The sequence below is a fragment of the Streptomyces sp. NBC_00080 genome, assembly GCF_045041255.1.
Taxonomy (GTDB): domain Bacteria; phylum Actinomycetota; class Actinomycetes; order Streptomycetales; family Streptomycetaceae; genus Streptomyces; species Streptomyces coriariae.
Window position 1 is genome coordinate 3,612,348 of sequence record NZ_CP108235.1, and the last position, 18,324, is coordinate 3,630,671.

The 18,324-nt window shown below is 70.7% G+C and carries 18 protein-coding genes and 2 pseudogenes; 9 read left to right on the forward strand and 11 right to left on the reverse strand.

Going from position 1 to position 18,324, the window contains the following annotated elements:
* Positions 1 to 70 precede the first annotated feature (70 nt).
* Positions 71 to 211, forward strand: a pseudogene (locus OHU34_RS15860) (DUF4291 family protein); the annotation flags it as partial.
* Between the two features lie 77 nt (positions 212 to 288).
* Here OHU34_RS15860 and OHU34_RS15865 read toward each other — a convergent pair.
* Positions 289 to 915, reverse strand: coding sequence for a hypothetical protein (locus OHU34_RS15865; protein WP_405766869.1), 627 nt, complete (start codon positions 913 to 915; stop codon positions 289 to 291).
* Between the two features lie 62 nt (positions 916 to 977).
* Between OHU34_RS15865 and OHU34_RS15870 the strand changes: the two genes are divergently transcribed.
* Both OHU34_RS15870 and OHU34_RS15875 read left to right on the forward strand, forming a co-directional pair.
* Entirely contained in the window at positions 978 to 1,649 is a 672-nt protein-coding gene (locus tag OHU34_RS15870) for a hypothetical protein (RefSeq protein WP_142265920.1), read from the forward strand.
* Positions 1,649 to 1,978, forward strand: a pseudogene (locus OHU34_RS15875) (DUF4291 family protein); the annotation flags it as partial. The gene OHU34_RS15870 and the pseudogene OHU34_RS15875, both read left to right, overlap by 1 nt.
* A gap of 30 nt (positions 1,979 to 2,008) precedes the next feature.
* Here OHU34_RS15875 and OHU34_RS15880 read toward each other — a convergent pair.
* Complete coding sequence (locus OHU34_RS15880) at positions 2,009 to 2,464, reverse strand: DUF5707 domain-containing protein (protein ID WP_142265919.1); 456 nt, start codon at positions 2,462 to 2,464, stop codon at positions 2,009 to 2,011.
* 331 nt (positions 2,465 to 2,795) lie between these two features.
* Here OHU34_RS15880 and OHU34_RS15885 point away from each other — a divergent pair, with 331 nt between their 5' ends.
* From OHU34_RS15885 to OHU34_RS15895, 3 genes are all read left to right on the forward strand, one after another.
* Positions 2,796 to 3,491, forward strand: a complete 696-nt coding sequence (locus OHU34_RS15885; RefSeq protein ID WP_405766873.1) for a DUF4389 domain-containing protein — start codon at positions 2,796 to 2,798, stop codon at positions 3,489 to 3,491.
* A 60-nt stretch (positions 3,492 to 3,551) separates the two neighbouring features.
* Positions 3,552 to 4,673: an EstA family serine hydrolase gene (locus tag OHU34_RS15890; protein WP_020128111.1), complete on the forward strand. Its 1,122-nt coding sequence runs from the start codon at positions 3,552 to 3,554 to the stop codon at positions 4,671 to 4,673.
* Positions 4,674 to 4,757: 84 nt separating this feature from the next.
* Positions 4,758 to 5,567 (forward strand): hypothetical protein, encoded by an 810-nt coding sequence (locus tag OHU34_RS15895; RefSeq protein WP_235034554.1) that lies wholly within the window; start codon positions 4,758 to 4,760, stop codon positions 5,565 to 5,567.
* A 390-nt stretch (positions 5,568 to 5,957) separates the two neighbouring features.
* Here the strand turns inward: OHU34_RS15895 and OHU34_RS15900 are convergent, their stop codons facing one another.
* A complete protein-coding gene (locus OHU34_RS15900; RefSeq protein ID WP_142265917.1) occupies positions 5,958 to 6,998 on the reverse strand; it encodes an NAD(P)-dependent alcohol dehydrogenase in 1,041 nt (346 codons plus the stop codon).
* Between the two features lie 172 nt (positions 6,999 to 7,170).
* On the opposite strand from OHU34_RS15900, the gene OHU34_RS15905 reads away from it, so the two are divergent.
* Positions 7,171 to 8,076: a helix-turn-helix domain-containing protein gene (locus OHU34_RS15905; protein ID WP_142265916.1), complete on the forward strand. Its 906-nt coding sequence runs from the start codon at positions 7,171 to 7,173 to the stop codon at positions 8,074 to 8,076.
* 43 nt (positions 8,077 to 8,119) lie between these two features.
* Here the strand turns inward: OHU34_RS15905 and OHU34_RS15910 are convergent, their stop codons facing one another.
* The 5 genes from OHU34_RS15910 to OHU34_RS15930 form a co-directional block, all read right to left on the reverse strand.
* Positions 8,120 to 8,911, reverse strand: a complete 792-nt coding sequence (locus OHU34_RS15910) for a group II truncated hemoglobin (protein ID WP_405766877.1) — start codon at positions 8,909 to 8,911, stop codon at positions 8,120 to 8,122.
* A gap of 90 nt (positions 8,912 to 9,001) precedes the next feature.
* A complete protein-coding gene (locus tag OHU34_RS15915) occupies positions 9,002 to 9,688 on the reverse strand; it encodes an ABC transporter ATP-binding protein (RefSeq protein ID WP_142265914.1) in 687 nt (228 codons plus the stop codon).
* Between the two features lie 47 nt (positions 9,689 to 9,735).
* Complete coding sequence (locus OHU34_RS15920; protein WP_405766879.1) at positions 9,736 to 11,223, reverse strand: ABC transporter permease; 1,488 nt, start codon at positions 11,221 to 11,223, stop codon at positions 9,736 to 9,738.
* 155 nt (positions 11,224 to 11,378) lie between these two features.
* Positions 11,379 to 12,626: an Ig-like domain-containing protein gene (locus tag OHU34_RS15925; RefSeq protein WP_230194799.1), complete on the reverse strand. Its 1,248-nt coding sequence runs from the start codon at positions 12,624 to 12,626 to the stop codon at positions 11,379 to 11,381.
* Between the two features lie 215 nt (positions 12,627 to 12,841).
* Positions 12,842 to 13,198, reverse strand: coding sequence for a hypothetical protein (locus tag OHU34_RS15930; RefSeq protein ID WP_142265911.1), 357 nt, complete (start codon positions 13,196 to 13,198; stop codon positions 12,842 to 12,844).
* A gap of 109 nt (positions 13,199 to 13,307) precedes the next feature.
* On the opposite strand from OHU34_RS15930, the gene OHU34_RS15935 reads away from it, so the two are divergent.
* A complete protein-coding gene (locus OHU34_RS15935) occupies positions 13,308 to 13,700 on the forward strand; it encodes an LPXTG cell wall anchor domain-containing protein (RefSeq protein WP_405766882.1) in 393 nt (130 codons plus the stop codon).
* 42 nt (positions 13,701 to 13,742) lie between these two features.
* Positions 13,743 to 14,531 (forward strand): hypothetical protein, encoded by a 789-nt coding sequence (locus OHU34_RS15940; RefSeq protein WP_230194801.1) that lies wholly within the window; start codon positions 13,743 to 13,745, stop codon positions 14,529 to 14,531.
* 73 nt (positions 14,532 to 14,604) lie between these two features.
* Here OHU34_RS15940 and hutH read toward each other — a convergent pair whose 3' ends face one another.
* The 3 genes from hutH to OHU34_RS15955 all read right to left on the reverse strand — a co-directional run bounded on the left by hutH (position 14,605) and on the right by OHU34_RS15955 (position 18,306).
* Positions 14,605 to 16,173, reverse strand: coding sequence for a histidine ammonia-lyase (gene hutH, locus OHU34_RS15945; RefSeq protein WP_405772267.1), 1,569 nt, complete (start codon positions 16,171 to 16,173; stop codon positions 14,605 to 14,607).
* An 84-nt stretch (positions 16,174 to 16,257) separates the two neighbouring features.
* On the reverse strand, positions 16,258 to 17,400 hold the full coding sequence (locus OHU34_RS15950) for a GGDEF domain-containing protein (RefSeq protein ID WP_142265909.1): 1,143 nt from the start codon (positions 17,398 to 17,400) through the stop codon (positions 16,258 to 16,260).
* Between the two features lie 102 nt (positions 17,401 to 17,502).
* The gene (locus OHU34_RS15955; protein ID WP_142268034.1) at positions 17,503 to 18,306 is read right to left on the reverse strand and encodes an enoyl-CoA hydratase/isomerase family protein; all 804 of its coding nucleotides are present in this window, start codon (positions 18,304 to 18,306) and stop codon (positions 17,503 to 17,505) included.
* Positions 18,307 to 18,324: the final 18 nt, after the last annotated feature.

Here is an 18,324-nt window from a genome sequence, read left to right on the forward strand (position 1 = left end):
GGCGCAGTGAACCGCGGTTCGAAAATCAGTGGCCGCCCGCACCGGCCCAGCCCACCCCACGCTGTACGCCATGGAACAACCGCGACACGGCATCCGTGCGGCTCACACGGAGTCCACGATCACCGTCTACCAGGCGCACTCCCCGGAAATCGGCCTGCCCGCCGTCCGCGACGGCCGTTTCCCGACCGTGTGGAAGCGGGACAGGACGACGTGAGTCATCAAGCCGCGTTCGCAGACTCCATCCGTGACCATGGGGCCTCCTGCCGTCGCGGTGGCGTCGAGGGACCTTCATAGGTCTCCCGAAGATTCGACTCGTTGGGCTTGCCAGAGGGATCGCAGTGTGGCGACCGCTCGTTGCACTGCCTCGCGGGGCTCGGGTCGCGGTGCGAAGGTCCTTGGGCCGGCCAGGTCCCGACCGCTGAGCGACCGGGCGGGGACGGCGGTCCAGTCGACCCGGTCCACCACGGCGACGTGTCCGTTCTCGTGCGCCGCTTCGTCCTGCCAGTCGTCCGGCGGTGCGACGAGGACACGCAGCGACCGTTCGTCGAGCCACTCCAGCCCCAGAACCTGACGGCCGAACCCGTTCTCGATGAGAGAAGCGACCGCCCCTGTTTTCAGGTGCAGAAGTAGTAGCTCCCCCTCGAAGAAGTAGCCACCGTCATACCGGCCGGTGCCTATCGCGAGCAGCGGACTCCGGGGGTGGAAGGCCAGTGCGTGCACGGGGAAGCGTGAGCGAATGAGCGCGCGGCGGACGAAGGAACGGCTGTTGTGGACCGCGACCGGCGTAGCTCTGTCGTGTGCATCCGTTCCTGCCACGGCCAGAAGGCCGCGCTGTTCGTCGTGGACAACCAGGAACGGGTCTCCGACGCCAAGGAAGGCCCAGCCATCGGGGGGATGGTCGTTGGAGGTTGCCATGCCGTGATCCTCTCAACTGCCCGGCTCCGCGCGGTATCCGCCTGGAGCGAGATCATGAAGAGGTGACGAAGGAGATCAAGAGAGCAGATCCAGTGGAGCAATCCGTCAGTGAACCGAGAATCTCCGCTTACCAGCGGGCACTACGAGACCGATTGCTCGCTGCCTCTGTCGTTCCCGCGCCCGCACCCTGGCGTCCTGTCTTCGAGTACGAGTACGGCGTCCCTGTCGGTGGACTCCTCGGGATCGGCTTCGCGTCGCACCCCGAGAACGGCCGTGACCTGGTCATGGTCGTCTCGCACGACGGTCACGGTCTCTTCGATGCCGTCACCGGTGAGAAGATCGCCAGGGACCGCGACCCCGATCCCGAGGACAGCACCCCCGACGCGGTCGCCGACCTGACTTGCCCCGGACTGGGACCGATCGCCGACAGCCGCGTACACATCGCAGGGCTCTTCGGCGGGGGGTTGCACACCACGACCGAGGACGGCTGGACCCTGGAGGCCGTCACACCGGCCTGGCCGAACGATCGTGTGCTGCTCTCGGTCGACGGCGGAATTCCCCACTCCGGCCCGTACGGAGAGCAGTGGTGGCACATCTTCCACTCCACTTACTCGGAACTGCGAGCCTTCGGCTTCTCTCCTTCAGGGGAGACCATCGCCGTCGCGACGAGCAGTGACGTATCTCTGTGGACCCGCGCCCCTGAGCACACCGATGGCAGCGTCGCTCAACACTGACCGTTCTCGCGGTCGAGATCAGCCGGGAGGGCTTCGAGTGGGCTCTGCGGCACGCGTGTCTTTCGAGCTACGTACCCGGAGTGCACGCCGACCGAGCGACCTGGCAGCATCGGTTGACGCGTGCGCCCGCTCGTGTGCAGTGGGACCCCGAGCGGGACCTGTGCCTCCGGCCGCTGCCGTACCGGTCCTTGCAACTGGGGCTCTCCGGTGAGGCCGTACGACGTTACGCGGACGAGTGGACGGTCGCCATCCGCGACGTGACCCCGCTCGCCCACGCGATCCACGCCCTCGTCAGGGGTGATGATGTGGACTCCGCCACTCCCGTGCTCACTCCCGCCCTCGGTCCTCTGCGCGCCGGTCTACCTGACGGTGAAGTCGGAGGCCTCGGTGTTCAGGGTCGTGGTGCCGTCCTGGGCGGTGGCCAGGACCGCGATGTGCCACAGGCCTCGCGGGGACGCCTCGGCGTCGGAAGCGGTGACCTCGGCGGTGTAGGTGCAGCGCACGGTGTCCTCCCCGGAGGGCTCGCAGACGGCCGGCTCCGCCGCGGCCATGTCCTTGTCGGTCAGCTGCTTCTCGGCGAAGGGCGAGTTCTCCGGCCATGCCAGCACCTTCACGCTCTTGACCCCGGAGGACGCCGTGACATCGGTGACGAAGGTCAGCGAGCCGTCGCGGTCGCCGTCGGGCACGGTGTAGCGGGCAGTACTGTCCGCCAGCGCGGGAGGCTGCTCCCCGGCGTGGGCGAAAGCGAAGGCACCGGCGGCACCGAGAACGACGACACCGGCGGCAACGGACAGGACGGTACGACGACGGGACATGGGATTCTCCGTGACTGAGTCAGCTGCATCGGGCCGGCGCACAGGACCCCGCGCCGCTGCACCGATGCTCGCCGCCCGGCCACCCGCCGGGCATGAGCGCACCTACTCAACTCGGCCTGAGTAAGCCCACCGACAAGCAGCCGCTGTGAGACCGCCGAACCCAACCCGAACCCAACCCGAACCCACCCCGTGACCCCGCTCGCCACCCTCCCCCCTCGGCACAGCGCCCAGGCCCCCTGCCGGCGGGTTCGGGTGAGCGAAACAGTCCGGTCGCGGCCCTTCCTGCGGTGTGCGAGCCTGGAATCATGATCCGGGAACTGAGCTGGTCCCTATGATTCCGGTCGCCGTGTCTCCTGTGCGGATCGAGGCGTTTCTCGATCCGCGGCTGTCCAGATGGATGTGGCTGGTGAAGTGGTTCCTCGCCATCCCGCACTACATCGTGCTCTTCTTCCTGTGGATCGCGTTCTCCTTCGTGACCGTCGTCGCGTTCTTCGCGATCCTGTTCACGGCCCGGTATCCGCGGGCGCTCTTCGACTTCAACGTCGGTGTGATGCGCTGGAACTGGCGGGTCGCCTACTACGCCCACGCCGCGCTCGGTACCGACCGGTACCCGCCGTTCACCCTCGCCGAGGTGGCCGACTACCCGGCGCATTTCGACGTCGTCTATCCCGAGCGGCTGTCGCGCGGTCTGGTGCTGGTGAAGTGGTGGCTGCTGGCCATCCCGCAGTACATCGTCGTGGGGATGTTCGTCGGCGACTGGGGCTGGGGCTGGGGCGGGACGGACCAGTGGCACGGGGGCGGGCTCGTCTTCTTCCTCTCCTTCGTCGCCGTGATCATCCTGGCCTTCACCGGCCGTTATCCGGTGCACCTCTTCGACTTCCTGCTCGGCCTGGCCCGCTGGGTCGCGCGGGTGGGCGCCTACGCGGCGCTGATGACCGACGCGTACCCGCCGTTCCGGCTGGACATGGGCGCACAGGACTCCCCGCCCGGAGAGCCCCGGGCCCCGGTGGGCGGGCCCGGCCGGTAGCACCTGTCGGCGTCGGAATTCGGTTGCCTCCGGCCGACCCGTGGGGGCTCAATGACGGGCATGGCTGACATCCAGGGCTCGTACGACGATCTGTTCACCGCCGTGCCCACCGCGCTGGCCGCGCTGCTGGACGGCGGGGATCTCGGCGGCTCGGTGGCCGTCTTCGTGGACGGCGAGCCGGTGGTGGACGTCTGGGGCGGGTTCGCCGACGCGGCGCGCGGTGTCCCCTGGCAGCGGGACACGATCGTCAACGTCTGGTCCGTCACGAAGACGATGACGGCGCTGTGCGCGCTGGTTCTGGCAGACCGGGGCGAGCTGGATCCGGACGCGCCGGTGGCCCGGTACTGGCCGGAGTTCGCGGCTGCGGGCAAGGAGGCGGTGCTGGTAAGGCACCTGCTCTCGCACACCGCCGGACTGCCCGACTGGGACGGCCCGGTGGCGGACATCTACGACTGGCCGGCCGCGACGGCGCGACTGGCCGCGCAGGCTCCGCAGTGGGAGCCGGGCAGCGCGGCCGGGTACCACTCGCTCACCCAGGGGTTCCTCGTGGGCGAGGTCCTGCGCCGGATCACCGGCCGGAGCCCGGGTGAGTTCTTCGCCGACGAGATCGCCGGACCGCTGGGCGCGGACTTCCGCATGGGGCTGCCGGCCGAGCATGATCACCGAGTGGCACTCACGGTCCCGCCGCCGTCCCGGGACGAGGACTACACGGCGGGCGCGGCCCGCAGCGACGTGGCCCGGACCGTGACGGCCACCCCGACCGCGATCCGGCTCCGCGACGGCAACAGCGTGGCCTGGCGGCGGGCGCAGATCCCGGCGGCGAGCGGCTTCGGCAACGCCCGCTCGGTGGCCCTCGTCCAGTCGGCGATGGCCTGCGGGGGCTCCGTGCGCGGGGTGCGGCTGCTGTCCCCGGCGGGCTGTGACCGGGCCTGGGAGGAGCAGTTCAGCGGCGAGGACCGCGTCCTGGGCATGCCGATCAGCTGGGGTCTGGGCTACGGACGGTTCGGCGGCACCTACGGGTGGGGCGGTTGGGGCGGCTCGACGGTCATGATCGACCCCGAGGCCCGCGCGGTGGTGGCCTACGTGACGAATCAGATGCGCGAACCGGCACAGGACACCCGGGGGCTGGACCTCGTGATGGCCGCCTACGACGGTCTCCAGGGGCTCCGGGCCGGTGGCTGAGGCGCGAACCGGCCGGACCGGTCGCCCTTCGTGAGTTACTTGCCCGAGTCGTCCATGAGCCATGAACCCTGGGGGGAAGTGCGCGTGAGCAGCGGTACGAAGAGCAGTGGTGGCCGGGTGTTCCTGATCGGCGGCGGGTGGGAGGAGACGGTCGCCGACGTCGTGCACGGGCCGTTCCTGCGCGCGGCCCGCGCCGCCTCGGAGGCGTCGGGGGCGTCGGGATCCGGCTCCGCCGGGTCGGCGCCCCGCGTCCTCTGTGTGATCGTCGACGAGGGCGACGGGGCCGAGCAGTTCGCCCGGTACGACGTCGCGTTGCGGAAGGCCGGGGACTGTACGCCCGTGCCGGTGCTGGTGCCGGTCGGGGAGCGGTTCGAGGTCGGCACGGTGACCGAGGACGTGGCCGGGGTGTTCGTCTGCGGTGGGCTGACGCCCGCGTATCAGGAGGCGCTCGCCGAGTCCTCCGGTCCGCTGTCCGCCCTGCTTCGCGAGCGCGGACTGCCGTACGCCGGATTCTCCGCGGGAGCCGCGATGGCGGCGCGGGACGCGGTGGTCGGGGGGTGGCTGGTGAACGGGGTCGCCGTGTGTCCGCCGGACACCGCGGAGGATCTCGAGGATCTCGATGTGCGGCCCGGACTGGGGCTCGTGCCGTTCGGGGTGGACAACCATGCCGCGCAGTGGGGGACGTTGGGGCGGCTGGCGGCCGTCGTGGCGGACGGCCGGCTGGCGCACGGGGTGGCCATCGACGAGAACACGCTGCTGGAGGTCGGGGGCGAGGGTGGTGACGGCCGCGCGCGGGTGGCCGGGCTGGGCCGGGCCCATTCCGTGCGTCCCGCCCCGGGCGGCGGAGTCCTCGTCCGCTCCTACGGCGACGGCGAGTCGTTTCCCGTGTCCTGACCGGACGCCCTCGCCGTGCGATGCCTGCGGCTGCCGCGGACGGAGATCGGGCTGACGGCGGAAGCCGCGCCCGGTCTCGCCGCCCGTTCCGGCCGGACCTACGTCCCGTCGGCCGGGGTGTGGTGCACCCTGCGCGCTGGAGATCCCGGTGGGCGCGCTGACCGCGCTGGTGGGCGGACCGTATCCGCTGTGGCCGCCGGGGAGGGACCGACGGAGCCAGTGAGGCGTCCGGCGCCCGTCCGGTGACGAGGAGGGCCCCCGGCGCGATGCGCCGGGGGCCCTCTCACGGTCGGGAGGCCGCGGGGACCGCCCGAGGTCGACGAGGTCCGTCACGAGGTCGACGGAGACCTCACGAGTCCGCGAGGTCCGTCACGAGGTCCGCGGGGACCGTCAGATCGTCGACGTGTCGATCACGAAGCGGTAGCGGACGTCGCTGGCGAGGACCCGCTCGTACGCCTCGTTGATCTGGTCGGCGCTGATCAGCTCGATCTCGGCGCCGAAGCCGTGCTCGGCGCAGAAGTCCAGCATCTCCTGGGTCTCCTGGATGCCGCCGATGCCGGAGCCGGCGAGGGTCTTGCGGCCGCCTATCACCGAGAACAGGTTGAGGGCGACGGGCTCCTCGGGCGCGCCGACGTTCACGAAGGCGCCGTCGGTCTTGAGGAGGGAGAGGTAGGCGTCCAGGTTCAGCGGGGCGGAGACCGTGGAGAGGATGAGGTCGAAGCTGCCCTTCAGCTCCTTGAAGGTGTTCTCGTCGCTGGTGGCGTAGTAGTGGGCGGCGCCCAGCTTCAGGCCGTCGTCCTTCTTGCGCAGCGACTGGGACAGGACGGTCACCTCGGCGCCGAGGGCGTGCGCGATCTTGACGCCCATGTGGCCGAGGCCGCCCATGCCGAGAATCGCGACCTTCTTGCCGGGGCCGGCGTTCCAGTGCTTCAGCGGGGAGTACGTGGTGATGCCGGCGCAGAGCAGCGGCGCGGCGACGTCGAGCGAGAGGCCGTCGGGGATGCGGACGACGTAGTTCTCGTCCACGACGATCTTCTGCGCGTAGCCGCCGTAGGTGGGCTCGCCGTCCTTGCCGACGGCGTTGTACGTACCGACGCTGCCGCCGGTGCAGTACTGCTCCAGGCCGGCCTTGCAGTTGTCGCACTCACGGCAGGAGTCGACGAGGCAGCCGACACCCACGCGGTCGCCGACGGCGAACCGGGTGACACCGGGGCCCACCTCGGAGACGACGCCCGCGATCTCGTGACCGGGCACCATCGGGAAGATCGCCTCGCCCCAGCCCTCCCGGGCCTGGTGGATGTCCGAGTGACAGATTCCGGCGAACTCGATGTCGATGAGGACGTCGAACTCGCGCACCGCGCGGCGTTCGATCGTCGTGCGCTCCAGGGGAGCCTTGGCGGAGGGTGCGGCGTACGCGGCAACGGTGGTCATGCCCTGGATCTCCTAGCGGGGGGTCGTGTTCCGGCCTGCCTTCCGGCCGGGTACGACGTTCAGCCTGCCCCATCGCACAACATTCACCCAGGTCACACCTCTGCGTACGTCTGCTGTGCCTACCACTGGCGGGGTCAGGCTGGTGTGCGTACGACCGGGAATACTGGACGGCATGGACGAACACCCCGAACCTCCCGGCACCCCCCTGGACCGGCGTGCCGAGCTCAGCGAGTTCCTGCGCACCCGGCGCGCCAGGCTGAAGCCGGAGGACGTGGGGCTGCCGGACTTCGGGCGGCACCGCAGGGTGCCGGGGCTGCGGCGCGAGGAGCTGGCGCAGCTGGCCGGGGTCTCGGTGGCGTACTACACGCGCCTGGAGCAGGGCAACGGGCGGAACGTGTCGGCGGAGGTGCTGGACTCCATCGCCAGGGCGCTGCGGCTCTCCGACGCCGAGCACGCGCATCTCACCCACCTGGCGAAGCCCAAGCACAAGAAGAAGCAGAGCGCGCCGCCGCAGCAGGTGCGGGGCCCGCTGCGGCAGCTGCTGGACGCGATGGACTCGGTGCCGGCGTACCTCATCGGGCGGCGCACCGAGATCCTGGGCTGGAACCGGATGGCGGCGGCCGTCTTCGGCGACTGGGCGGAGCTGCCGGTGGCGGAGCGCAACTGGGCCCGGCTGGTCTTCCTGCGCCCCGACTACCGGGACCTCTTCGTGGACTGGGAGCAGAAGGCGATCGACATCGTCTGCGCCCTGCGCATGGACGCGGGCTGCTATCCGGACGACCCGCGGCTCTCCGCGCTGGTGGGCCAGTTGTCGGTGAAGAGCGAGGACTTCCGGCGGCTGTGGGCGACCCACGACGTCAAGGAGAAGAGCCACGGCGTGAAGCTGCTGAGGCATCCGCTGGTCGGCGAACTCTCCCTGAACTTCGAGGGGTTCAGGCTGATGGGCGACGGCGAACAGACGATGGTGACGTATCACGCGGATCCGGGGTCGGCCTCGGCGGAGGCGCTGCGGCTGCTGGCGAGCTGGGGCGCGGACGCGACGCGGGCGGGGGCCGGCTCCCAGACTCCGTCCGTTTGAGAGCCGCCCTCCCCTGGCCGCCCCTCCCCCCTCGGGGCGGCCGTCAGCCCTGGTACGGCGGAGCCGCGCCCCATCCCCACTGCGGCACCGGCTGCTCGGCCGGCGGCTTGGCGTCCGGGCCGGAGAAGTGGACGGCGAGCCGGGTGCCCCACTCCACATAGGCGAGGAACGCCGAACGGAACTCGGCGTCGGTCGGCAGACCTGCCTCGTCGGCCGCGTCCTGGATGAGGTCGACCCAGCGGCGACGCTGGGGCTCGGTGATGTCCCGCCCGAAGTGCTTGGCCACCATGTGGCTGTGGCCGCCCTGGGTCGCCGAGTAGCTCTGCGGCCCGCCGAAGACCTCCGCGAGCCAGAGCGCGACGTGCTCGGCGTGCTCGGGGGCGAGGCCCGCGAAGACCGGCGCGAGCAGGTCGTCCCGGAGCACCATGGTGTAGAAGGCCTCGGTGAGCCGGGCGAAGGCCTCCGCGCCGCCCGCCCAGTCGTACAGCGTGGGCACGGCGGAGCCCCTCCCGTGCACCGAGGTGGCCTTGTAGTGCCGCATCTCGTCGATGTGCCCGACGTACGGGCGGATCTCCGCGAGGAAGGCGGGGAACAGGTCCGAGGTGCGGAAGCCCTCGAGGTGGTCTTCGGTCGACGTCCAGGTGATCCGCAGGATGTAGTGGCCGAAGTCCTCCTCGCAGCGGGCGAGTTCGTAGTCGACGCAGTGCGGGGAGGCCGCGAGTTCACGCGCGGCTCGGGTGTACGCGGCCAGGAACTCCGCGGACCGCTCCTCGGGGATCCGGTACCGGATGTACTCGACCGTGGTGCGGGGCGTGCTTGTCTCGGGTGCCGTCATGGGGCCACGCAAGCACGAACGGCCCGCCGGAGGCTTGTCTTCCGGCGGGCGTTCGCTCAGCGCTCAGCGAACCGGCGTCCCGCGGCCCCGTCAGGCCGACGCCGCGTTCTCCTTCACCGTGATCTTGCCCTTGCGGATCGTCGCCACGCGCGGGGCCTTCTTCGCGATCGAGGAGTCGTGGGTGACCATGATGAAGGTGAGCCCGTGCTCCTTCCACATGGTGTGCAGCACGTCCATGATCTCGTCGCGCATGCTCTCGTCGAGGTTGCCGGTGGGCTCGTCGGCGAGCAGCACCTTCGGCTGCTTGACCAGGGCGCGGGCGATCGCGACGCGCTGCTGCTGGCCGCCGGACATCTCGGACGGCAGGTGCCCGAGGCGCTCTCCCAGGCCGACGGACTTCAGCGCCTCGGCGGCCCGTTCGCGCCGCTCCTTGACCTTCACGCCGAGCGGGACGAGCGCGGTCTCGACGTTCTCCTGCGCGTTGAGCGTCGGGATGAGGTTGAAGGACTGGAAGACGAAGCCGATGTTCTCGCTGCGCACCTTCGTGAGCCTGGCCTCGGAGAGCTTGGCCAGGTCGACGCCGTCGAGGACGATCTCGCCCTCGGACGGCCGGTCGAGCGCGCCGATCATCTGGAGCAGCGTGGACTTGCCGCCGCCGGTGGGGCCCTGGATGACGAGCCGGTCGCCGTCCGGGATGGTCAGGTCGACCCCGGCGAGGGCGTGGACCGTCTCCTTGCCCCGGCTGTAGCGCTTGGTGACGCCTCTGAGTTCGTACATGGGGACAACAACTCCTGGTGTGCGTTCGTTGGTTGGAGGCGGTTCGGCTACTCGACGCGGCGCAGCGCGTCGGCCGGGCGCAGCCGGGAGGCGCGCCAGCCGCCGAACGCCCCGGCGATCAGACCGCCGGCCACGGCGAGACCCACCGCGACGGCCACCGTCGTGACGCTCACCGGCGCCGTCAGCGCCACGTCGAGGGTCTTGGCCGCCGCCTGGCGACCGGGACCGCCGAAGCCGCCGCCACCGCCGCCGGGACCGCCCTGTCCCCCGCCGCCACCGCCGCCGCCCAACTGGGCCTGCAGGGTGGGGCTGATGGCGGTCACGACGTATGCGCCGCCCAGGCCCAGGGCGATGCCCAGGGCGCCGCCCAGCAGACCGTTGACCATGGCCTCGCCGACGACCTGCCGGGTGACCCGGCCGGACTTCCAGCCCAGCGCCTTCAGCGTGCCGAACTCACGGACGCGGCGGGAGACCGCCGAGGAGGTGAGCAGACCGGCGACCAGGAAGGCGGCGATGAGGACCGCGATGGACAGCCACTTGCCGACGTTGGTGGCGAGCGAGGAGGCCGTGGAGAGGGAGCCGGAGACGGTGTCCGCGAGGTCGGCGGAGGTCGTCACCGTGGTGCCCGAGACGTTCTTCTGGATCGTCGACTTGACGCTGTCGATCTTCTGGGAGTCGGTCGCCTTGACGTAGATCGTGGTGACCTTGTCCTTCGAGTCGCTGAGGGTCTGAGCCTGGGTCAGCGGAAGGTAGACGTTGGCGGCGGCGTCACCGCTGTCGGCCGTGGCGATGCCGATCACCGAGAACTTGACCTTGCTGATGGTCAGCGTGGAACCGACCTTGAGCGACTTCTCCTTGGCGTACGCCGAGTCGAGGACGGCTACCTTGCCGTTGTTCTCCGTGGTCTTGAAGGTGCGGCCGCTGGTGATCGTCGAGGAGGTCAGCGGGCCGAGCGCGGGCTCGGTGACGTCGGTGCCGTAGACGGAGTAGCTGTTGACGTCGAAGTTGGCTCCGCCGCCCCGCACTTCACCCTGCGGCTGGCCGTTGCCGCCGCCGTTGCCGCCGGCGCCGCCGCCCTGCTGGCCGCCGGCGCCGCCCGCGTTGTCGTTCTGCTGGAACTGGCCGCGGGTGAACTGGCCGTCGACCTTGAGGACCTGGAGGCTCAGTCCGCCGACCGCGTCGGAGACACCGCCCTGCTTGCCGACCTTGGTGACGGTCGCGGTCGACAGGGTCTGGAAGCCCTGCACCATGACGCGGTCGGTGCTCTGCTCCGCGTCGGAGTCGTCGTCCTGCGCGTCGAACTGGAAGCGCGGCCGGTCCGAGGCGCTCGCGGTGGGCGAGGCGGCCTTGGTGACCGTCATGTCCGTACCCAGTCCGTACAGGGACTGGAGGACCTTGTCCTGGGCCTTCCCCATGCCGGAGGACACGGAGGTGACCACGATGACCAGCGCGATACCCAGCGCGAGCCCGGAGGCGACGACGAGGGCCGCTTTTCTACGGCGGCGCAGTTCGCGCCTCAGGTAGGTGAAGAACATGGCCGCACGGTAGGTACCGCGCGTGATGAAGGGATAAGGCCGAAATAAGAGAACGATGAGAAGGCTGTGATCAACCCCGGAAACACCGGTGCCGCCCCTGGGGGCGGCACCGGAAAGCTGTGGGTGGACTGTCGGATCGACCGTCAGGAGCTACCTCAGACGGCCGAACCCGCCTTCCACTGGGCCCAGTCCATGTTCCAGCCGTTGAGGCCGTTGTCCGGGGACACGGTCTTGTCGCCGGTGTTCTTGACCACCACGACGTCGCCGACGATGGAGTTGGTGTAGAACCAGTAGCCCGCCGTACCCGAGTCGTTGGCGCCCTTGGTGTCGGACAGACCCACGCAGCCGTGGCTGGTGTTCACCGAGCCGAAGATGGACTTCGCGCCCCAGTAGTTGCCGTGCACGAAGGTGCCGGAGTTGGTGAGGCGGATGGCGTGCGGCACGTCCTTGATGTCGTACTCGCCCTTGCCGTCGTCATCGGTGAAGCCCACGGTCGCGCCGTTCATGCGCGTCTCCTTGAACTTCTCCGACATCACCATCTGGCCCTCGTACGTCTTGTTGTCGGGCGAGCCGGCGGAGATCGGGATCGTCTTGATGACCGCGCCGTTGTGCGTGATCTTCATCTGCTTGGTCTTCGCGTCGACGTAGGAGACCTGGTTGCGGCCGACCTTGAAGGTGACCGTCTTCTGCTGGACACCGATGACACCGTCGGCGCCCTCCACCCCGTCGAGCGCGAGCTTCAGCGTGACGGTGGAGTTCTCCTTCCAGTAGTCCTCGGGACGGCAGTCCATGCGCTGGGTGGAGAACCAGTGGCAGACGACCTCCTGACCGCTGGTGGAGGTGACCGTGACGCCCTTCTGCACGGCCGCCTTGTTGGTGATCTCCTTGTTGAAGTTGATCGACACCGGCATGCCCACGCCGACGGTCGAACCGTTCTCCGGCGTGAAGTTGCCTATGAAGCTGTTGTCCGGGGAGACCGTGGTGAAGGAGGCGTTCTCGTGCGCCACGAGGCCGCCGGAGTCCTTCGCCTCGGCCGCCACCTTGTAGGTGGTGGAGCGCTCGAGCTGGGTGTTCGGCTTCCAGCTGGTCTTGTCGGCGGAGAGCGCGCCCTCGACGGCCGTGCCGTCGGAGGTGGTCATCGTCACCGTGGTGAGCGTGCCCTTGCTGACCGTGACCGCCGCGGAGTTGTTGATGGAGGCGTTGTCCGAGCCGTCCGCGGGCGTGATCTTGATCTGGGCCTCGGAGGACTTCTTGGCCGCCGCCTCGTCGGCCTTGGCCTGCGAGGAGCTGCCTCCGCCGTCGGAGGCGTCATTGTCGCCGCCGGAACACGCAGAGAGCACCAGAACACCGCCGAGCAGTGCGGACGCGGTCATCAGACCTCGGCGCCGCCTACTGTCCGTCATCACACGCTTCTCCATCGTTGCCGATTGCCAGAACCCAGAGAGTCCCCGTCAAGAACATCAACGCTACGACCGGTTCCCCTCGTTCCACATTCCCGAAGGTGTGGGGCACGCCACGTTCATGGCGTGGATGATGCGGGTGTCGGTTCGTGCGCCTGGTGAGACGACGAAACCCCGGTCGGCGGTTGCCGTCCGGGGTGACGAGTTTCCCGGAACGCTCAGCCGATGCGCCCCTCTTCGCCGTCCGCCTCGTCATCCTCGTCGACATCATCCTCGTCGAGGTCCCACTCCGGCGAATCCGGGTCGTAGTCGATCCGTTCACTGGACCAGGAGGCCTGCTGGAGCTCCACCCCGGGCACCTCACCGACCAGGTCGAACGGGTCGACGAGATAGGCGAGCGCCTCCGCCGTGTCCTCCGTCACAGCCCCCTCGGCGTGCGCGCGCTCGGCGTCCGGGAGCTCCGCGTCGTCGGCGATCCGCCGCAGTGCCGCGGTCGCCACGGCGTTCTCGTCGTGCACCTCGAGGAGAATATCCACTCTGATCCGCACAAAACGTGATGTCTCTTCAGTGCTCATGGCCGGAGCGTACGGCTCACAGCTCCCGCAACTTTCCCGCGACCCGCGACTTTCATTAGCATCGGACCACACGGCCAATTCGCCAGCGCCACAAGGGGATCGATATTCCGTGTCATCCGCTCGACGTCCGTTGCTGACCGCCACCGCCGCGGGGACCCTGCTGGGTGCCCTGTGGTTCGTCCCGTCCGCGAACGCGTCCCAGGACACCCCGGCGAGAACGGGCACGACGACGCAGATCACGACCCAGGCACGGGCCGCGTCGACGACCACGACCGACACCGCCGCCGACACCGCCGCCGACGGCACCGCCGGGACGACAGCCAGGACGGCAGCCGATACAGCGGCCGACACGGTGACCGGCACAACGGTCGACGACGGCACCCGGCTCGCCGACACCGGCAGCTTCGACACGACCCCCTACGTCGTCGGCGGCACCACGCTTCTCGCGCTCGGTGCGGGATTCGTGGTTTATTCCGTTCGCCGGGAACGTCTGGGTTTTTGAATGAACTTGACTGTTCTTTGACAGGTTCTTCATAGTTCGCCCATGAAGAGATCACCGGGGGCACGGCTGTGCGCCACCGCCGCAATAGGCGCACTGTCGCTCTCCCTCCTCACCGCTTGTTCGGACGACGGGTCGAAGGACTCCGCGGACTCCAAGGCCTCCGCCTCCTCGTCCGCCGGTTCCTCCTCGTCGGCTCCGGCCGCGAAGGCGCTCACCAAGGCCGAGCTGGAGAAACTGCTGCTCGCACAGGGCGAACTCAAGGGCTACAAGGCCGACTCGGGCGACGACACCCTGCCGGCCTCCAAGTCCCAGGTGAAGACCGACAAGCCGGCCTGCGACCCGCTCGCCTGGGCCACGGCCGCTCTCGCCCCGGGCGACACGGACGCGAACGCCAGCAACACGGTCTCGGAGGACAAGACGTCGGGTGCCACCGTGCAGCCGGAGGACATCGCGGACGCCTTCGACGTCGACATGACGTTCGTGGGTCTCTCCTCGTACGAGGGCGACGGCGCCGAGAAGGCCATGAAGGCCGTCTCCGACGGCGTGACGGCCTGTGCCGGCGGGTACGGCCTGACGGCCGAGGGTGAGACCACCAAGGTCACCAAGGTGGTCGCGGAGAAGGGCGCCGCGAAGGGTGACGAGGCGGTGACCTTCGCCGCGGACGTCGACATGGACGGCGCGGGCACGGCCACCTTCCACACCCAGGTGGTGCGCAAGGGCAACACCGTCGCCTCGTTCTACACGGTGAACTTCGCCGCGATGTCGAAGGGCGGCGACATGGGCGCCGTCCCGGCGGCCGTGGTCGACGCGCAGGTCGCCAAGCTGAAGTAGCCCGCCGACCCACGCACGCCGAAAGGGCCCCGCCGCATCCGTGCGGCGGGGCCCTTTCGCGTTGCCGGAGCCCTTACCGCAGCGGTCCGGTGACCGTCTCCACCGCGGCGACGATCCCTCCGTCGCGCACGAAGGCGTCCGCCGCCGCGAGGTCGGGCGCGAGGAACCGGTCCGGGCCGGGGCCCCGCACGCCCGCCTTGCGCGCCGCCTCGATGACCGCACGCGTCGCCGGCGCCGGGGTGAGCCCCTCGCGCAGCTCCACACCGCGGCCGGCGGCGTACAGCTCGACGGCGATCACGCGCGTGAGGTTGTCGACGGCGGTGCGCAGCTTGCGGGCCGCGGACCAGCCCATCGACACGTGGTCCTCCTGCATCGCGGAGGACGGGATGGAATCGGCGGACGCCGGGACGGCCAGCCGCTTCAGCTCGCTGACCAGCGCGGCCTGCGTGTACTGGGCGATCATCAGCCCGGAGTCGACGCCGGCGTCGTCGGCGAGGAACGGCGGGAGGCCGTGGCTGCGGTTCTTGTCCAGCAGCCGGTCGGTGCGCCGCTCGGCGATGGAGGCGAGGTCGGCGACGGCGATGGCGAGGAAGTCCAGGACGTAGGCGACCGGCGCGCCGTGGAAGTTGCCGTTGGACTCGACGCGCCCTCCCCCAGTGCCGAAAGCCTGGGAGGTACCCCCAGGCAGCACCACCGGGTTGTCGACGGCCGAGGCCAGCTCCCGCTCGGCGACGAGCCGGGCGTGCGCGATGGTGTCGCGGCCGGCGCCGGCGACCTGCGGGGCGCAGCGCACCGAGTAGGCGTCCTGGACCCGGGGCGCGTCGTCCTGGTGGTGGCCGGTGAGTTCCGAACCCGCCAGCACGGCCAGCATGTTGGCGGCCGACGCGCCCTGCCCCGGGTGCGGGCGGATGGCGTGCAGCTCGGGGGCGAGCACCTTGTCGGTGCCGAGCAGCGCCTCCAGGCTGAGCGCGGCGGTGACGTCGGCGGACTTGTAGAGCATGTCGAGGTCGGCGAGGGCCATGACCAGCATGCCGAGCATGCCGTCGGTGCCGTTGAGGAGCGCCAGCCCCTCCTTCTCGCGCAGCTCGACGGGGGCGATCCCGTGCTCGGCGAGCAGCTCGCCGGCGGGCCGTACGGCGCCGTCCGGGCCCTCCGCGTCGCCTTCCCCCATGAGGGTGAGGGCGCAGTGCGAGAGCGGGGCCAGGTCGCCGGAGCAGCCGAGGGAGCCGTACTCGTGCACGACCGGGGTGATGCCGGCGTTGAGGATGTCGGCCATGGTCTGCGCGACCTCGGGGCGGACGCCGGTGTGCCCGGAGCAGACGGTCTTCAGGCGCAGGAACATCAGCGCCCGGACGACCTCGCGCTCGACCCGCGGGCCCATGCCGGCGGCGTGCGAGCGGACGATGTTGCGCTGGAGCTGGGCGCGCAGCTCCGGGCTGATGTGCCGGGTGGCGAGGGCGCCGAACCCGGTGGAGACGCCGTAGACGGGCTCGGGCTTGGCCGCCAGCGCGTCCACGATCTCGCGGGCCGCGGCGAGGGCCGCCACCGCCTCGCCGGAGAGCTCGATCCGGGCGCCGCCGCGCGCCACCGCGAGCACGTCGGACGCGGTCACGCCGGACGTCCCCACCACCACAGTGTGCATATCCATATTCAGGAGCGTACGCAGTGAAGACCAGGATGTCACCAGTGGGTACCGGGTTCACCCCTTACCGAATAGGTCACATCCTCAACGCCGCCCCCTGAACCGCCGCCGCTCGGCGGTCCGCTCGTGGGAGGGCTCGTCGGCGAGGCGTACGACGGGATCGTCGGGGCCCTCCCGCCCGGCGACCACCGGCCGGGCGGCCCGCACGGCCTTGGCCCGGTACTGGGCGGCGTCGGCCAGCCGGAACAGCCGGCGGGCGGAGGTCACCGGCCCGATGGGGTCCTCGGTGGAGGCGACCCCGCAGGCCACCCCCTCACCGAGCTCCAGCTCACCGGCCCGCCGACAGAGGTCGTCGGCGACCTTGACGACCTCGTCGGCGAGCGGCCCGACGGCCAGCAGGCAGAACTCGTCGCCGCCGAGCCGGGCGGCCAGCGCGCCGGGCAGCATGGCCCCGCACAGCGACAGCACCGACCCGAACCGCTCGAGGAGCCGGTCCCCGACGGCGTGCCCGAGGGTGTCGTTGACCCGCTTCAGCCCGTTGAGGTCACACACCACGAGGCTGACGACGACCCCCTCCGCGCGATGCCGCTCGACCGCCTCCTCCAGCCGTACGTCGACGGCGCGGCGGTTGGCCAGTCCGGTGAGGGCGTCGGTGAAGGCGAGCCGGCGGGCCTCCTCCAGCCGCTCGGTCTGGGCGAGCCCGGCGGCGACGACGGCGGCGAGGACGGTGGCGAAGTCCGCGTCGGCCCGGTCGAAGACGGGGGTGCCCACGGAACGGGCGACATACAGCTCCCCCCAGGCGCGGCCGTGCAGCACGATCGGCGCGACCACACAGGAGCCACGGCCCCGGCGGCGCAGGGCGGCGACCCGCTGATGGCAGTAGCCGGGGCGCCCGGCGGCGGGGCCCTGGGCCGTCTCCACCCAGGCGTCGGGCTCCCCGCCCGCCAGCCAGCGCTCGTGCAGGAACTCGGTGATCTCGGGGAACTGGTGCACCGGATAGGCCTCCCCGTCCGGGAATTCGTCCTCGTCGGCGGCCCGGTCCCCCACGTTCACCAGGACGCGCAGCCGCCCGAGGTCCCGCTCCCACACCGAGAGCGCGGCGAAGCCTCCGGAGAGCGCCCGGCAGGCCCCGAGCGCGGCCGCGCGCCACGACTCACGGGGGGTGTGCGCGGCCGCCATTCCCTGCGCGAGCGCCACCACGGCCACCAGGCGTCTGTCCTCACCCATCTCCCCAGGCTAGGGACATTCAGCCCGAAAGGGGACACCGAAGGGCGACTGAGAGTGATGAGCGCACTTCCGGTCGCGTGTCGCCCGGCGTCCGCCGCCCGCTCACTCGCCCGGCCACTGCGGCTTCCGCTTCTCGTTGAAGGCCGCCACTCCTTCCGCCCGGTCCCCGGAGAAGGCCACCGACCGCCACGCCGCGTCCTCGACCTCCAGCCCGGCCCGCAGGTCCAGACCCTGCCCCAGGCGCAGCGCCCGCTTGGCCGCCCGCAGGCCCACCGGCGAGTTGCCGCCGATCCGCGCGGCCAGCGCCAGCGCCTCCTCCCGGTCCCGCCCGTCGTCCACCAGGACGTCCACCAGACCCAGGTCCCGCGCCTCGGCCGCCGCCACCCGACGGGCCGTGAACACCAGCTCGGCCGCCCGGGCCGCCCCCACCCGGCGCGGCAGCAGCTGGGTCCCGCCGCCGCCGGGGATCACGCCCACCGACACCTCCGGCAGCCCGACCACGGCCGTGCCGTCGGCCACGATCACGTCGCACGCCAGCGCCAGTTCGAAGCCGCCGCCCAGCGCGAAGCCGTGCACCGCCGCGACCGAGGGCACCGGCAGTTCCAGCACCCCGGTGTACGCGGCACGGGTGAGCGGTCGCTGCCGCAGCAGCTCGGCGTCACTGAAGGAGTTGCGTTCCTTCAGGTCGGCGCCGACGCAGAACGCCCGCTCGTGCGTCGAGGTCAGCACCACCACCCGCACGTCCCGGTCCCCGCCCAGCGCCGCGCACGCCCCGGCGATCGACCGGGCCATGTCGGTGGAGACGGCGTTCATGGCCTTCGGCCGGTCGAGGACCAGCTCGGCGACGTGCCCGCCGTCCCCGTGCCGCCGCACCAGGACGAACTCCCCGAACCGCTCCTCGCTCATGCCACCGTTCCCGACACC

Excerpts from the sequence above, each read along its gene's own strand:
- OHU34_RS15865 (WP_405766869.1), bottom strand. The coding sequence starts at position 915 with ATGGCAACCTCCAACGACCATCCCCCCGATGGCTGGGCCTTCCTTGGC.
- OHU34_RS15880 (WP_142265919.1), bottom strand. The coding sequence starts at position 2,464 with ATGTCCCGTCGTCGTACCGTCCTGTCCGTTGCCGCCGGTGTCGTCGTT.
- OHU34_RS15885 (WP_405766873.1), top strand. The coding sequence starts at position 2,796 with ATGATTCCGGTCGCCGTGTCTCCTGTGCGGATCGAGGCGTTTCTCGAT.
- OHU34_RS15890 (WP_020128111.1), top strand. The coding sequence starts at position 3,552 with ATGGCTGACATCCAGGGCTCGTACGACGATCTGTTCACCGCCGTGCCC.
- OHU34_RS15900 (WP_142265917.1), bottom strand. The coding sequence starts at position 6,998 with ATGACCACCGTTGCCGCGTACGCCGCACCCTCCGCCAAGGCTCCCCTG.
- OHU34_RS15905 (WP_142265916.1), top strand. The coding sequence starts at position 7,171 with ATGGACGAACACCCCGAACCTCCCGGCACCCCCCTGGACCGGCGTGCC.
- OHU34_RS15910 (WP_405766877.1), bottom strand. The coding sequence starts at position 8,911 with ATGACGGCACCCGAGACAAGCACGCCCCGCACCACGGTCGAGTACATC.
- OHU34_RS15915 (WP_142265914.1), bottom strand. The coding sequence starts at position 9,688 with ATGTACGAACTCAGAGGCGTCACCAAGCGCTACAGCCGGGGCAAGGAG.
- OHU34_RS15920 (WP_405766879.1), bottom strand. The coding sequence starts at position 11,223 with ATGTTCTTCACCTACCTGAGGCGCGAACTGCGCCGCCGTAGAAAAGCG.
- OHU34_RS15925 (WP_230194799.1), bottom strand. The coding sequence starts at position 12,626 with ATGACGGACAGTAGGCGGCGCCGAGGTCTGATGACCGCGTCCGCACTG.
- OHU34_RS15930 (WP_142265911.1), bottom strand. The coding sequence starts at position 13,198 with ATGAGCACTGAAGAGACATCACGTTTTGTGCGGATCAGAGTGGATATT.
- OHU34_RS15940 (WP_230194801.1), top strand. The coding sequence starts at position 13,743 with ATGAAGAGATCACCGGGGGCACGGCTGTGCGCCACCGCCGCAATAGGC.
- hutH (WP_405772267.1), bottom strand. The coding sequence starts at position 16,173 with ATGCACACTGTGGTGGTGGGGACGTCCGGCGTGACCGCGTCCGACGTG.
- OHU34_RS15950 (WP_142265909.1), bottom strand. The coding sequence starts at position 17,400 with ATGGGTGAGGACAGACGCCTGGTGGCCGTGGTGGCGCTCGCGCAGGGA.
- OHU34_RS15955 (WP_142268034.1), bottom strand. The coding sequence starts at position 18,306 with ATGAGCGAGGAGCGGTTCGGGGAGTTCGTCCTGGTGCGGCGGCACGGG.